The organism is Paenibacillus sp. G34 (assembly GCF_056856875.1).
In genome coordinates, this window is the sequence record NZ_CM166469.1 from 3762935 (window position 1) to 3777555 (window position 14621).

Below are 14621 nucleotides of genomic sequence, written 5' to 3' on the forward strand. Positions count from 1 at the left end.
TCTTCTTCTTTTTAACCAATGTAGCGATTACTGGATGCAGTGAGTTCTTGGGCTCTTAATGGCTCACTAGATAAGAAGCATCCAGAATGAGAGCCACTTTACCGTTCCCCAGAATGGTTGCTCCAGATAGGTGATTCATTGCTCCGAGGTATGTTCCAAGCGACTTAATTACCACTTCCTGATTACCGATTATTTCGTCTACTGCATATGCTGCAATTTTATCGACCGAACGCACAATGACAAGCGGAATCGTCTTGGATCGCCGATCTGCACGCGGATATTGCAACTTATCACAAAGTCGGTAAAACGGCACAATGCGTCCATGATTTAGAATGGATTGCTGTCCCTGAATCATCTGGATCTCTTCCGGTTTAATACGCACAATTTCGGCTACGTTATACATCGGCAGAATTAATACCCGACCAGACACATTCACGAGAAGTCCTTTGATAATTGCTAAGGTTAGCGGTAACCGAATCGTAAACGTCGTGCCGACATTAATCTCTGTATCAATATCGATAATGCCATTCAGCCTTCCAATCTGGCTTCTTACGATATCCATACCGACACCTCGGCCGGATACATCACTAACGGATGAAGCCGTAGAAAATCCCGGCTCAAAGATCAGATGAACGGCTTCTTGGGCATTCAAACGAGCTGCTTGTTCTTCTGTGATAATGCCCTTTTTCAGTGCAGAAGCTTTAATCTGCTCTCCATCAATCCCCTTACCATCATCCGAAAAACGTATGACCACATGATTTTCTTCATGATACGAGTTCAGTTTGATTCTACCTTTGGCAGGTTTGTTCTGTTTGGCTCGAACCTCGGCACTTTCAATGCCATGATCCGCACTGTTTCGAATTAGATGGATCAGCGGATCGCTGAGTTCTTCAATAATCATACGGTCAAGCTCAGTCTCTCCGCCTTTAATAATCAGTTCAATATCTTTGCCAAGCTTCTGTGACAAGTCCCTAACCAGCCTCGGGAACCTGTTTAATAATTGCTCGATAGGCAGCATTCGCGTTTTCATAACGCCATCCTGAAGTTCCTTGATGACTCTGCCCATATGATCGGACACCCCGCCAATACTTTGAATCACGGGGGAGGGCTCCTTGCGGGCACCAGAACGGCTCAAATCAGCAAGAGACGTTTGATCAATAAGCAGCTCGCCAACAAGATTCATCAAATGATCCAGTCGTTCTACACTTACGCGAACGGTAGGCTGGGTTGACTTCATCTTATCTTCTTGAGGAGATACTGAGGAGTCTGCCTTCTCTATTTCAACTGTCACTTCAGTCTCAATCGATTCAGTTGTTACTGCAACCTCTTCTGCCGCCAAAATATACGGACCAACATCCACGCTCCGAATATCCGAATCTCCGGATAGCGCACTCTCAATCTGAGCTTGTTCCAGAGAAGAAGCGGTGATAATCACAAACTCGTTATAATGGGCCTCTCCCAGTTCCTCGTCAACACCCTGTTTTTCAATAGATGTAGCCAATACAGTGCCACATACGTCTTCTACCCGTTTGCATAAGATATGATATCTTGCTGCTTTCATTAAACAATCCGAACTCAATAAAATGCGGATGGAAAAAATCTGCTGGCCGGGTTCAAGCACCTCATTAAATAGATTAGACTCCATAGGCTGTAGCACAGGTGACTTGGTCTGCTGAACCGAGGACGGTTGATGAATCATGTCCTGTATTTCTTTTACCACAGCTCGGAAATCAGTATAATTTTCGCCTTGCACATATTGATCCCTAAGCATTCTCATCGCATCTAACGAACGAAAAAGGGTGTCTATGAGTTGTGCGGTAATTTCAGGTTTTTTGGATCGTACCCATTCCAAGGCATACTCTACTTCATGTGTCAGATCACTTAATTCACGAAAATCCATAGTCGAAGCCGAGCCCTTAATCGTATGAGCAGCCCGAAATAATGTCTGCACGAGTTCCACAGAAGGTGAAAGTTCAAGTGCAAGCAATGACTGATCCATCCGTTCCAATTGATCATTCAGTTCTTCGATAAATATGTCGCGATAGGCGGACAAATCCATCATTGGTGCATTCCCTCCTAACCGCCCAATATTTCATCCAGCTTCAAAATACCAACCAGATTGTCTCCCTGTTGGCCCACGCCCTGAAAGAAGGTTTCGATGTGTCGTCCATGGCCTCCAGTAGGCGGGTGTATTTCCGAATAGGTTGTGACTTTACTGACCCGGTCTACAATCAAACCGATATACTCATCCTGATAACGTACCACAATGATTCGTGTCGCTCGAGTATCCGTTTCATCCGCCATGCCCAGCAAGTTACGGAGGCTCATAACGCAGACAACTTTACCACGCAGATTCATAACCCCTTTGATTTCGGGCCTGCTAAACGGAATGTCGGTAATACTTTGCATTTTTATAATTTCATGAATTTCTTCAATTCGAATGGCACAGGTCTCCGCGCCAACAGACAGTTCGATATATTGTTCTTTCTGAAGTGAAGACATCGTTTCACCCTCAATTCGTTATTATTACTGGGTTTTGAAAGCAGACGCAGATACAGACAATTCTTCTGCAAGATGTGCCAGTGATTGACAAGTAGCCGCCGTTTCTTCCGATGCAGCCGCAGACTCCTCACTGGATGCAGAGATCGATTCTACAGAGCTCATCACCTCCGCAGCTTGTGCAGCCTCTTCCTCACATGCTGCTGCAATCTCATTGACTTTTTGGGAAGAATTGTTCACCATCTCGATGATCTGATCAAAGGCCTGTCCTGTTTTGGATGATTGCTGAACACTATCCGAAACGGCTTGTACGCTTTGTTTCGTATTCTCTTGCATCAGTTTAATAATGGTTGTGATTTCTTTGGTGGCTTCACCGCTACGTTCAGCAAGTTTGCGGACTTCGTCAGCCACAACCGCAAATCCTCTTCCCTGTTCACCTGCACGTGCTGCTTCAATTGCTGCATTCAATGCAAGCAGGTTCGTCTGCTCAGCGATATCGTCGATGACTTCGATGATGTCGCCAATTTTGCGCGAATCTTCTTCCAGCTTCGCCATTTTGGCATTAACAGCTTGCATACCTTCCAGGGAAGTCTGTACCACATGACCACCTTCACGTGCCGTTTTCACCGTATCATTGGACAACTCAGCAGCTTCTTCAGCACTTGCAGCTACAGAGTTAATAGCCAGAGACAATTCCTTAAACAATTCGGAGATGTTTGCTGCTTCACTGGACTGACTTGTGCTCGTACTTGCAATTTCCTGTGTACTTGCGGAGATTTGTTCAGACGATGCTGCAACACTCTGTGAATTCATGACAATGTTATTAATTAATTCTCGCAGATTATCTACCATGCGATTAAGTGCAAAAGCCAGTTGTCCAACTTCGTCTTTAGAAGAAATATCGGACTTCAAGGTCAGATTTCCGTTAGCAACTTCTGTAGCCAGACCAAGCATGGCCATAAGAGGTCTGGAGATTGAACGTGAGATGACAAATCCGATGATTATACTGAAAACAATAGATCCAACGACTAAAGCAACGGTAACAGAGAATGCACTTGTGTACGCTGCTTCAGACTTCGTATTGTTCTGTTCCGCCAGTTTTACATTCAGATCTACCAAACTGCCTAACGTTGCCAAAACTTCATCACCAGGCGGTTTGAGTGTTTCTTTCAGAAAAACCAAAAATCCTTGATCGTCATCACTTTTTGCCATCTCTACACCTTGCTCAAAAATTCGCATGTAATTTGAGTACTGTGTATCAAATTTGCTAAGGAGCTCAGTTTCTTCGGGGGTAGTTGCTAGAGGACGATATCCTTGAATTTGACTATCAATGCTAGCTTTAATGTTGTTAAGATTATCAACAATACGATTTTGCTCTGCAGCATTCTTTTCATAATTAAGATCACGGATAATAACACGCATTCTCTGGTAACTCGCCTGAGCTCCACCTAGTTCTTTAACCGAGATCAGATTGCTGTTGTACATTTCTTTCATGTTTGCATTCGTGCTTCTTAGTGTAGTAATTGAGTACACTCCAAGAATCGCAAGAATCAGAGATACAACTAAGAACGATGAGATAATCTTTGTTGCTGTTTTCAAGTTGCCAAACCACTTCATTTTAACTCCCCCTAAGTTTCTTCGTGTCTAGTTATGTAATTAAAGTTAGCTAATCCATTCTATGGATCGCTCTCCAGACAGCATACGATGTATTTCGACATAAATATTATAAAACTGAATAGATAAATTTTTATTTTTGCAAACTTTCATTTTCATGTAATTTTATTATAAATAAAAAGTAACTTGTTTTTTTATATTTACATACTAGTTAACTAATTTAAATTATAAAACTTTCGTTTTAACGAAATTTGTATATATATTTCTATACATATTTCTTCACATTTAAATGTGAGGTACATGTTATTTTTTTATAATCAGACCTATATGTTAGATCATAGTTCTTTCGACTACTTTGTTACTTAAACTACGAAGTAAAGGTCTCATTCCCATCACCGAAATATTTAATAATGCGACTTAAGTCTAATAAATTTTTATTAAATATGATTCAATTGACTCAAAAAAGAACAATCAAATTCATTAGAAATGAGTTTGATTGTTCTTTTAATCCATATGCGATTTTTAGCTATTTGGATCGGATCAAGCTTGGTTTAAGCATTTCCTTCCAGCTGATCCAGCTCCGCAATACGGTTTTTAATTCGCTGCGGAATGAGCGTAAACAGCTTGTCCCATGTCATAAACATCTCCGGTTTCAACAGATACTCTTCAAACTGCATAGATGGAATAAACGCTTTAGTTTGCAGATATTTTTTAACACGCTCATCGATCTGTTCACTCGTTTGAAAAAAAGGTTCGAACATTTCATTCACAAGCAAGCCATCAGAACCCGCATCAACGCCTGCTGCGCTATATAGATTTGGCAACAATTCAAATACGACTGGTAAAGGTGAAAAGGCATGTTTTCCCGGTTGAGAGTATAGGCACACATGCTGGCCAACTAGGTTAACTCTATCTTTTAGAAGACCTCTTAATACTCTTCCATGAAAACTAGCCTCACAGTCCACGACCTCTCCATCATGTCCTACATACACCCATACATGCTCCATCTCATAGAGATGCCCAATCTCGTAATCCCACCAAATTGCATATTCAATGACATACTGAACCGCTTCAGAAGGAAATTGAATCTCTCTTCGAAAGGATGGAGAAGGTCCAGAACGTTCGAACACAGTCACGCCAACGAAATCCGGATAGAAAGGTTCATTCTGATCAAACATGATTACTGGTGCATAACTCATCGCTGTTTCAAGCCATTCGTTTTCTGTTAAAGCCATCGATGATATCCTCCATTTTCATTGTTGTACTTCTATATTAACAGAGAGAGCATCAATGACGTCAACGCCTGCAACTTAAAAACCTGCAACCCAGTATGCTCGGCTGCAGGTTCTAACATTTTTAAAATTAAGATGCAGTTAAAAAACTTCAGGATTGTGGTTTATGGTTTGGTGCCTTAGACGCTTTAGAAGCTTGAACTGAGACATCAGAAACAGCTGTTCCACACCCGATATTCGGACCCAGAATGGTATCATTTTGAATGGAGGCAACCGCTTTGGCATAAGCTTCTTCATCCAGACAATACGCGCGGTGTGCCACCTCCGGCGGTGTAGCGACAAGAAAATCTGCCCCAAATACAATATCAGGTGTCGGTTGATCAAATATCGTGAGTACATATACATCATCTGTCTCCGCCACAAACCAGTGAAACCAGCCCTTTGGAAAAACAACCACTTGCCCGGGCTTCAAACGATACGTGATCCGTTCACGTGTGAATGGATTGAACACGGATGCTGTAATTTCACCGTTGATCACCACAACCATCTCCGTGACATTAGGGTGCCAATGAGGCTGTACAATAATGCCTTTGCTCAGGTAAACGTTAAAAAATCCATTCTCAATTGTTGGCAGTTGCTCGCCAAATAGCTGAGTTACGTAGTTGTTTGAATCTCTCCGGTAATTCACGACAGCGTTAGAATCTGCAGCCAGCGGAACATTCGGGGATTTCAAAATCGGATTGATCATCAGTTTTATTCTCCTCCTTGGGCAAACATCTCGTTGTTGTACTGTATGCTGAAAACTCATGAGATAATACTGCATCCATGCGCTTGTGGGGTAAACCCGGTACGATATCTGGTATTCATTCCATTCAGCACCTGACATCCTTACAAACGTTCAGCACGAATGACCTATTTGGCTTGATGGAGATCAATTTCCAAGTCCCGAGCAACTCACTGAACTACATACGCTCTGGATGAGCAGTCTACCGGCAGAAGCAGCCAAGTCAATCAAAACCCATATAAAAAAGTGGCTGAAACTCGAATCGATCTGGACATCACTCAGCCTCGTAAACCGGAATGGCTCGCAGAAAATCTGGACAATCCGTTTCGGGACTGGGACGTCAGGGAACAGATTAGGGCAGTACATGCCAAAAAAGCCGCGCAGTTGTATAAACAATCTCTGAAGCGGATTCGTGAAGCTGAATGTTCAAACGTTGGATTTTCAAAAAAAGAAGAGAATTTATTTTATGTTATTGTTTGTTCAAAAAAGATAACAAAGGGACTGAACTCTGTTCTATTAAAGAAACAGACTTCAGTCCCATTTGTGTTCAGACAGCGGACTACATCGATCAGAACACCTTTCAGCTAATTCAGAAGACGTTCGATGTAAACCTCAGGCTCGTCCAGAAATTGTTCAAATGTGCATAATGTGTCCTGCTCCTGATGTTCAATATCGGCATAACCTATCATTTTTTTGCTTGGATTCCAGACGATGAGCATATGAGAGTACTGATCCAGATCAGAGGATAAACGAAGTAGCTTCTGCCTGCCCATCTTCATCTCCACCGTATCTGTCAACGAAAAGAATTCAATATAACCAACGCCAGCGGGACAGCTCGGCAGATCGATTCGGCGCGAGCCTTCGGTCAGAAAACGGATTAATGTTTCCGGAAGCTTGTATGATTTGAGTGCATGCAGTTTATTGCTCAGATTATGGAACTCCTCGGGCTCGTGTGATTTCAAGTATTCAGCCATTTCACTATTTTTCTGACTAGCCGCAATCGTATAAGCCCGCTCACCATCCTTCTCCTGTAGCGTCACATCTGCACCTTGTTCCACCAAATACTTGACCATTCGCATACTGTTCTGACGTGCAGCTACGGTGAGCGGTGACGCCTTGTAAGGATACACCATATCCGGCTCATTGTAGTTGATATCCACACCTTCATTCAACAGATATTGAACGGTCTTCATATCATGATCTGATACAGCTTTCCGTAACGTTTTACCACCATACTTGCGTATGTCCAGCCCAAGCTCGTTTAGCACCGATATATTCTTTTTGTTCCCGTAGTATGCCTCGTCATATGCACTCGATTTTAACCGGCTTATTCCTTTCAAGTTTGCTCCCTGCTCAACCAAATAACGGATCACATCTGCTCCACCGTAGCGCGCCGCATACAAAATCGCTGGATGATCTTTGGCATTGATCTCGGCACCTTGCTCCACAAGAAGTCTGACAACCTTAGACTGATTGCAGATCAACGCCAGGTCAAGCGGACGAAGCGTAATGTTTGAACTCAATGCTATTGATTCTTCCAAGCCCATGCCTTGCTCTATGTACGTTTCAACTTTGGCAACATCCCCTTGATAGATTGCGAGGGCTGGATCAGGCAGCGTTTTGAACGTGCCTTGATTACCGATTTTGTACATAAAGTTGACCTCCTTGCTATATCTTCCATTAAACAACGATCCTGTATTTCATGCTCTTCCCTATAATTATACCTGCTGTGATCTGGATAAGTAATGACAAAACTGATAATCTCCAGTCCAGAAAAATAAAAAGAGGCGCTAAAATCATACTCAATTTAAGATATGTATCTCGCTTCTCTCTGATAATCAGTTCACCCTCCATCCAAACAACAAGAATTGCAGTTATAAACATGACACTAAGTGAAGATGTTACAAATGTAGTTCCTAAGTAGACTCTATTCCAAATGTTATTTTCCGTAATTGCGAGTAAAAGAAACCATATGACCATAAAAATGATTAGAAAAATAATCACAATTGGCTTTAAAGGTTTATACAATTGATTCATCAAATCAAATGCATCACCTGCAACTTCGTGAAACTCTAATTTATTCTTTTGTTTTTCTAGCCTAGTAATCTCCTGCTGGATAAAAATCATGACGGTTCCTAAACTTTCAATATCCTTGCTAGTGTAAAAACCTCGTACAAGTTGTCTGATATCTTCAGAAAAATAAGAGCCACATTCTCCAAACTTTTCATACAATTTATCCAAGTTTGCAATGTTGGAAGACTGAGCCTGAACATGCGCTATTGCGGCCTCCACTTTTACATATGAATCGATTTTTCTTTGAATTCGATTAATTTTATTTTGGTTATCTTTCTCAAGCATAATCTTAAATTCTTTATAAAGCCAAATTAGTGCTGTACATACGACCGTTGAAATAATAGATAATACAGGATTTGCTTGAAAATATGTAAGTAGTTTCTGTAACATCTTTGTACTCACCCTTATTTTTAATTTAAGAACTTTAAAAAGGTTGAAGGAGCATAATTCTTAGTGCGAAATCAATAACCCCATGTTTGTTGAGCTGCCGGAATGATTATGCTAACATAGTGGTCAAATCTACATACACAACTGAACACAGAAAGGACCTTATGAACCATTCAACCCTTCATCATACATTGCAACATATCATTCCACCGCTGGATCTGCGAAGCTGTCTGGTCAGTGTACGTGGGGAGATCGTTTACAAGCATTATCGGAACACACAGGCCGAGACACATATCGCCAAAATCAATTCATGTACCAAAAGCTTTATTTCTGCGCTCATCTGTATTGCCATGGATCATGGGCTACTGCCCGAGGCAGATACGCCTATTTCCACCTTTTTTCCGCAGCTCACTTCTGATTCTGATCCCCGTAAACCAGCGATTACGCTTGAGCAACTGCTTACGATGACTGCCGGGTTTAACTGGGATGAATTTGGCGGACAAAATTCGTTTCCACGGATGACACGTACGGATCATTGGGTCAACTTCGCTTTAGAACAGCGGTTGCGACATGATCCTGGCACACATATGGAATACAATTCGGGAGTCTCTCAGATTCTGTCCTCCATACTGATGCAACATGCAAGTATGAGTGTGGCAGCTTATGCTGAGCATAATCTATTCGGCCCGCTCGGCATTCACGATTACGAATGGGAGCAAGATCCGCAAGGTGTACACACGGGTGGATTTGGCCTAAGACTACTACCGACCGATCTACTTAAATTTGGACAGCTCTACCTTCAGGAAGGACAATGGGAAGGTGAGCAACTCATTTCGAGCAAACGTATTAAACGTTCAACGCAGCCCTTCATCACCGTCCCTCCGCCAAACCATGGCAGTTACGGCTGGCACTGGTGGGTCGATCAATATACAGGTCAAAATCTGGACAAAAACCCAGCATCTCCACATACCGACCATGAGAATCATAAGCCACTAAACTATTACTACGCCAGAGGTTTCGGAGGTCAGTATGTCTATGTCGTTCCCGAACTGGAGCTTGTGACCGTGCTGACCAATGATAAGCGCAAAAAGGAAAAACCACCTATTGATGTATTCCCTAGGCTAATCGTTCCTCAGTTATGGAAACTTGCCCGCTAGTCTATTTGCAATTGCACGGACTTTAGCAAAATATTCGCAACATAAACAACCCTTGCCTTAACTCGTACTGCATTTAAGCGGGAAGGCAAGGGCTTCACTAGGGGCAATTGAACTTTAGCATTCTAGGTTGAAATTTAGTCTTGGGCCTTGACCATTAGCTGCACCGTTTATCTTATCCGAGTGCTTCCTCAACGGCTAACGTTATGGGATAAGGACCCGACTCCTGATTCGATATAACCACAAGCTGAACCCCATGCTTCGGATAGACTCCAGACATAAACGAAACACCCGGATCAAAACCCATCACATGGGTTTTAAATACCTCTTCTTCCCTTAACTCCAACCATATCCCTAATCCATAGTATTCTCCGTCCTCATCATGCGCGTGTGGTGTCAACAAGTTACGAGTCATCTCTTCACCCAGTAACGTGTGGTCAAGCAAAGCATCCCAAAAGCGAATCATATCCGGTGCGGTAACATATGCTCCACCATCTGCTCCACCTTGAACGGGAATCGAAAAAACATTGCTTGTCCATGTCCCATCATCAGCATCGATATACCCAATAGCTGTGTTACGAGGAAGCTGATCTGTCAGAAAATATCCCGAATGCTGCATGCCACATCGTTTAAAAATATGTTCTTCCACGTATGTTGTGAATGCAACGCCCGTGTATTGTTCAACAAGGAGTCCCAGCACGATAAACGCTGCGTTATTGTAGTGAAATAACTCCCCGGGAGCAGACTTCATCGGCAAATGCTGAAACATGGGCAGAAAATCACTAAGATTCCGCATCATGTAAACCGGTCTATCTTTCCACAAGGCTGAAAAATCATCCATAACGTCCTCATCGAAATAATCCGGCACACCGGAAGTGTGCGTCAGCAATTGATGCACCGTGACGTCCGGATTCCACGCAGGAAAGGTCAGGTTTAAGACATCTTTTAATTTGGAGTCCAACGTAAATTTCCCTTGTTCTACCAATTGACATATGCTTACTGCCGTGAAAAGTTTACAACCCGAAGCGATACCAAAACGTGTATTTATATCATTGAATAGCTCATCACTGCGGTTCGCATATCCTCGCACCAACTGAAAAAGTGTCTGACTATTGTGTTTGCATATCACAACACCCGAAAAATCCTTTTTCTCCATAACCTCTCTGACTTTTTCCATTAAACTAACTCTGTCCATCATAGCGAAGCGTTCACCTACACTTTCTTGTCGTTGGTTTGTCTACTTCGTTCAATTGAGCCAGCCCCTCTTGCATTCATGAGATAATATAACGTGAGATAGATGGTAAGAAGGAACGTTCCAAAAAACATACAGAATGCCAAAGAGGGCCGTGTTACACTTTCATGCATCAGTCGGAGTAGCAGATCCCGGTTGGTCAAAGCATCCCAACTGTTTAACCTATAGACCCGTCCAAGCAGAACACCATAACTTGCAAGTGCGGTTCCACCTACCACAAATATCCATGACGCCACACGCCCTAACCGATCATACACGACTTCCTGAATCTGATACATTGATAGGAAGCCAATCAGTAGCCCTGTCCACACAAACATTAGCACAACCATCAGATCATACCAATAGTGAAACTCGGCCAGGCTTCCAGAGAAATACCTTGAACTCCGAGACGTCAGGTGAAGCAAATCCGTAACGATATACGAAGAGTTTGGGAAAAACAACAACCACATCATCGCACTTGGCACGGCAAGCCACATCACTCCTTTCCACTTCAAACGATTCAAGCCATAGGTTATGGTTGAGAAGAGAAATGGAATCCAACCCAAAAATAAATTCCAGATGAGGAAGCGAAAATACCGCTGATTCAGCCAATCGGCCGCTGCGTAGTACAAACCCAGTGTAACCACAGTCATTGCACTAAGAAAAATAAACATGTGCAAATAGTTCAGTTTTTTCAAAGCGTACAACCTCACTTATTCTAAATTCCAAATTTCACCTCAAACATTACATAAATTTGCTAATTTTTAAAATCTATTAAATCATACCATGTATAAAAGCAGAATCAAATTTCTAATAGATTAGTTAAATAAAAGGGGTTCATCTCTCACGCGCTGTTAGTCCCAATTTCTTTATACTAAAAAGCGACAGCCCTATTTACAGGAACATGTCGCTTCAATTATATCTATTACCTTTGAAATTCTCTTTTCTGACTGGTTTGTATGTCTACCCTTTTGTTTAGTCATCACAAATTTAATCTCCATTAAACATCATCTTATTTCAAAGGCTGAACGGTCGCCAGTTTGTAAGGATTGACTATTAAATACACACCACTGATTCGTTCCCCTGAAGCATCCATTTCCAAACAGATCACTTCAGATACCTGCCTGTCTTTCAACAAGACAAGCTGTGGCTCACCGTTAATAAACACAGACTTCCATTCCCTTTCTCTTAATGAAAGAAGTACTCTAGGCGAGGTCAGGATGGCAAGCACACCTTTATGGACACGCATCGTTTTCATAATAGTTCGTACTACACCGCCGCCGTCCGCTGTGAATACAGGTTGATCTGTCAACAGTTCCAACATGGCTGAAACGTCATGACGGAGAAAGGCTGAGGTGAACCGGCCAAGTACCTCTTCTTTGGTTTTCCAATCGGCATTGGCCTGCTCCACCGCTGGAAGTTGTTCAGACAAGTTTCGTCTGGCACGACTGTAGATTTGTCGACAGTTACTCTCTGTTTTGCCCAGCCATCCCGCAATCTCCGAATAGTCATGCTCAAAAGCTTCACGCAGCACAAAAACAGCACGTTCCATGGGGGATAAACGTTCCAACATCACCAGATAGGCGTAAGAAATCATTTCTTTTTGCTGTACCGCTTCCTCTGGCGTATTGACCAACTCATGAATACCCAGTGGCTCGGGAAGCCATTCCCCGACATAACACTCCCTTTGGTTACGAGCGGAGTTCAAAAGATTTAAACAGCGGTTCACGACTAGTTTTGCGATGTAGGACTTGGGTTGATGGATATTCTGCTTGGGCTTTTTTTGAAGACTTGTGAAACAATCCTGAATGATATCTTCTGCCTCCGTCACACTGCCCAGCATACGGTAAGCGATGGAAAAGGCGTAATTTTTATATTGTATATACAATGTACCAATATCCAGAGAAGACGGTTCTGGTGTTAACATAGGTTGATTTAAATCAGGATTGAGATTGGAATGCATGAATTCGCCTCCTCTGGAGTTGGTTCGATTATCGTTTATTTTTCTTTTTTATCGTTTTAGTTAAAACAACCCGGATACATGCCTGTCGTAATGGCGATGCGGTTCCAGCTATTGATCGCGTTGATTGCCATAATGAGGTTAACCATTTCAGTTTCACTGAAGTGTTCACGGACTTTACTGTATAGCTCCATCGGAACTCCATTCTCAGATATCCGAGTTACAGCCTCAGCCAGTTCAAGCATAACACGTTGTTTCTCCGTAAATAAAGGCACTTCATGCCACACACTTAACAAAAGTACATGATCTCCATAATCGCCCAGCTTCATCAAATCTTTAGCATGCATATCCAAGCAAAAGGCACAGCCATTCATTTGAGAGACTCGGATTTTCAGCAGCTCATATAACACCTTATCCTCAAATTGCGCGGAAACATGTTGCTCCATCGCCATCATAGCTTTGAAAGCACCTGGGTTTGCCGTTCTGTAGTTCATACGTAAATTCATATTCGTTCGCCTCCATCATTTAGTCTACATACTGAAGACAAACCGCACATGCTGTTTGTGACATCGTTATGAAAAAATGATTAGAAAACAAAAAAGGCGTTCTGAGTTGAACGCCCTTATCGTTATGATGCTTCATAATAAGGATTATCGTAATCATGCCAGATCTGTTTATCATACAGCTCACAGTAATGAGAACAAAATAGGAAATAGATTCGTACAAGCAAGAGTAAATAGAGGAATATTATTCAATTTACACCTTATCATCCGAGCTTAGTTTCACCGGGATTTCAGTATAGTACGGACACCCCGGCTCGTGGATAATACGCGGGTCTACCCAAGTCCCCCAATGTGGAACACGATTTACATAAGGAGGCATATTGGGCTGCATGTTGGGTTGCATGTTGGGTGCCATATTAGGCTGTACATTAGGCTGGATGTTGGGTTGAACATTGGGTTGGAGGTTCGATTGAATGGTTGGCTCTATGTTAGGCTGTAAGTTCGGTTGGACGTTTGGTTCGATGTTGGGTTGCATATGAAGTGGTTGGATGTTGGGTTGGAGATTTGGTCCCACATTAGGCATAGGGTTGGATACAGGAGCAATCTGCTTCTTACACTCTTTTGGCGGGCCGATAATCACCGTTTTTTGAATGGGAGCGAAGGCTTCCTGCACTTTATGTTCATCCAGACAATACGTGTGAGCAAGCACTTTCGCAGGAGTCAATCGCAGAATATCAGAGCCAAATATCGCTTCAGGCACAGGTGCATCAAAGATCGCAAGCAGATGTGTGTGATCCGTTGTCGCTACTTCATAGTGCCACCATCCTTGCGGTACATTAGCGGTTTGCCCCGGTGTGATCGGGAAGTGAAGCAGTTCATTGGTGAACGGATTAATGAGGGAAACAACCGCCGCGCCGCTGATACAATAAACAAGTTCAGTTGCATTTTGATGAATGTGAGGTTCAACAACATTGCCTGTACTCAGATAAATATCCAATAAAGCGGTGTTGCCCAACGTGTTGAGCTGATTTACCGAAAGTGCATTGATGTAATTGTACTCATCTTTCTTGAAAAGCGGATTGTTGCTTAAATCATACGTAAACTGTGTAGTCGGTAAAGTGAAATCCATGTACGAGGTTGCCAAAATTAAACGCCTGCCCTTCGCTCTCGGTTTAGGTGAGACC

General features: G+C 42.6%; 14 protein-coding genes. 2 read left to right on the plus strand and 12 right to left on the minus strand.

The genetic code is table 11. The annotated features are described in order from the left end of the window. Window positions 1–55 precede the first annotated feature (55 nt). The 5 genes from AC1VYS_RS16960 to AC1VYS_RS16980 all read right to left on the minus strand — a co-directional run bounded on the left by AC1VYS_RS16960 (window position 56) and on the right by AC1VYS_RS16980 (window position 6093). On the minus strand, window positions 56–2062 hold the full coding sequence (locus AC1VYS_RS16960; protein ID WP_482910677.1) for a chemotaxis protein CheW: 2007 nt from the start codon (window positions 2060–2062) through the stop codon (window positions 56–58). A 14-nt stretch (window positions 2063–2076) separates the two neighbouring features. Then, complete coding sequence (locus tag AC1VYS_RS16965) at window positions 2077–2502, minus strand: chemotaxis protein CheW (protein WP_482910678.1); 426 nt, start codon at window positions 2500–2502, stop codon at window positions 2077–2079. Window positions 2503–2526: 24 nt separating this feature from the next. After that, window positions 2527–4116, minus strand: a complete 1590-nt coding sequence (locus AC1VYS_RS16970; RefSeq protein WP_482910679.1) for a methyl-accepting chemotaxis protein — start codon at window positions 4114–4116, stop codon at window positions 2527–2529. Window positions 4117–4664: 548 nt separating this feature from the next. After that, window positions 4665–5348, minus strand: coding sequence for a hypothetical protein (locus tag AC1VYS_RS16975; RefSeq protein ID WP_482910680.1), 684 nt, complete (start codon window positions 5346–5348; stop codon window positions 4665–4667). 148 nt (window positions 5349–5496) lie between these two features. Then, window positions 5497–6093 (minus strand): cupin domain-containing protein, encoded by a 597-nt coding sequence (locus AC1VYS_RS16980; RefSeq protein WP_482910681.1) that lies wholly within the window; start codon window positions 6091–6093, stop codon window positions 5497–5499. Between the two features lie 282 nt (window positions 6094–6375). On the opposite strand from AC1VYS_RS16980, the gene AC1VYS_RS16985 reads away from it, so the two are divergent. Continuing rightward, window positions 6376–6717 carry a hypothetical protein gene (locus tag AC1VYS_RS16985; protein WP_482910682.1) on the plus strand — a complete coding sequence of 114 codons (342 nt, stop codon included), beginning with the start codon at window positions 6376–6378 and terminating at the stop codon, window positions 6715–6717. Here AC1VYS_RS16985 and AC1VYS_RS16990 read toward each other — a convergent pair. Continuing rightward, window positions 6714–7781 carry an ankyrin repeat domain-containing protein gene (locus AC1VYS_RS16990; RefSeq protein ID WP_482910683.1) on the minus strand — a complete coding sequence of 356 codons (1068 nt, stop codon included), beginning with the start codon at window positions 7779–7781 and terminating at the stop codon, window positions 6714–6716. The two genes, AC1VYS_RS16985 and AC1VYS_RS16990, sit on opposite strands and share 4 nt — an antisense overlap. 28 nt (window positions 7782–7809) lie before the next feature. Beyond that, window positions 7810–8592, minus strand: a complete 783-nt coding sequence (locus AC1VYS_RS16995; protein ID WP_482910684.1) for a hypothetical protein — start codon at window positions 8590–8592, stop codon at window positions 7810–7812. A 161-nt stretch (window positions 8593–8753) separates the two neighbouring features. Here AC1VYS_RS16995 and AC1VYS_RS17000 point away from each other — a divergent pair, with 161 nt between their 5' ends. Further along, on the plus strand, window positions 8754–9746 hold the full coding sequence (locus AC1VYS_RS17000; protein ID WP_482910685.1) for a serine hydrolase domain-containing protein: 993 nt from the start codon (window positions 8754–8756) through the stop codon (window positions 9744–9746). Window positions 9747–9918: 172 nt separating this feature from the next. Here the strand turns inward: AC1VYS_RS17000 and AC1VYS_RS17005 are convergent, their stop codons facing one another. The 5 genes from AC1VYS_RS17005 to AC1VYS_RS17025 all read right to left on the minus strand — a co-directional run bounded on the left by AC1VYS_RS17005 (window position 9919) and on the right by AC1VYS_RS17025 (window position 14581). Beyond that, entirely contained in the window at window positions 9919–10941 is a 1023-nt protein-coding gene (locus AC1VYS_RS17005; protein WP_482934387.1) for a serine hydrolase domain-containing protein, read from the minus strand. 14 nt (window positions 10942–10955) lie between these two features. Further along, complete coding sequence (locus AC1VYS_RS17010; protein WP_482910687.1) at window positions 10956–11672, minus strand: DUF1361 domain-containing protein; 717 nt, start codon at window positions 11670–11672, stop codon at window positions 10956–10958. A 314-nt stretch (window positions 11673–11986) separates the two neighbouring features. After that, complete coding sequence (locus AC1VYS_RS17015) at window positions 11987–12937, minus strand: sigma-70 family RNA polymerase sigma factor (protein WP_482910688.1); 951 nt, start codon at window positions 12935–12937, stop codon at window positions 11987–11989. A gap of 56 nt (window positions 12938–12993) precedes the next feature. Next, on the minus strand, window positions 12994–13440 hold the full coding sequence (locus AC1VYS_RS17020; protein WP_482910689.1) for a carboxymuconolactone decarboxylase family protein: 447 nt from the start codon (window positions 13438–13440) through the stop codon (window positions 12994–12996). A 250-nt stretch (window positions 13441–13690) separates the two neighbouring features. Continuing rightward, window positions 13691–14581, minus strand: a complete 891-nt coding sequence (locus tag AC1VYS_RS17025; RefSeq protein ID WP_482910690.1) for a cupin domain-containing protein — start codon at window positions 14579–14581, stop codon at window positions 13691–13693. Window positions 14582–14621: the final 40 nt, after the last annotated feature.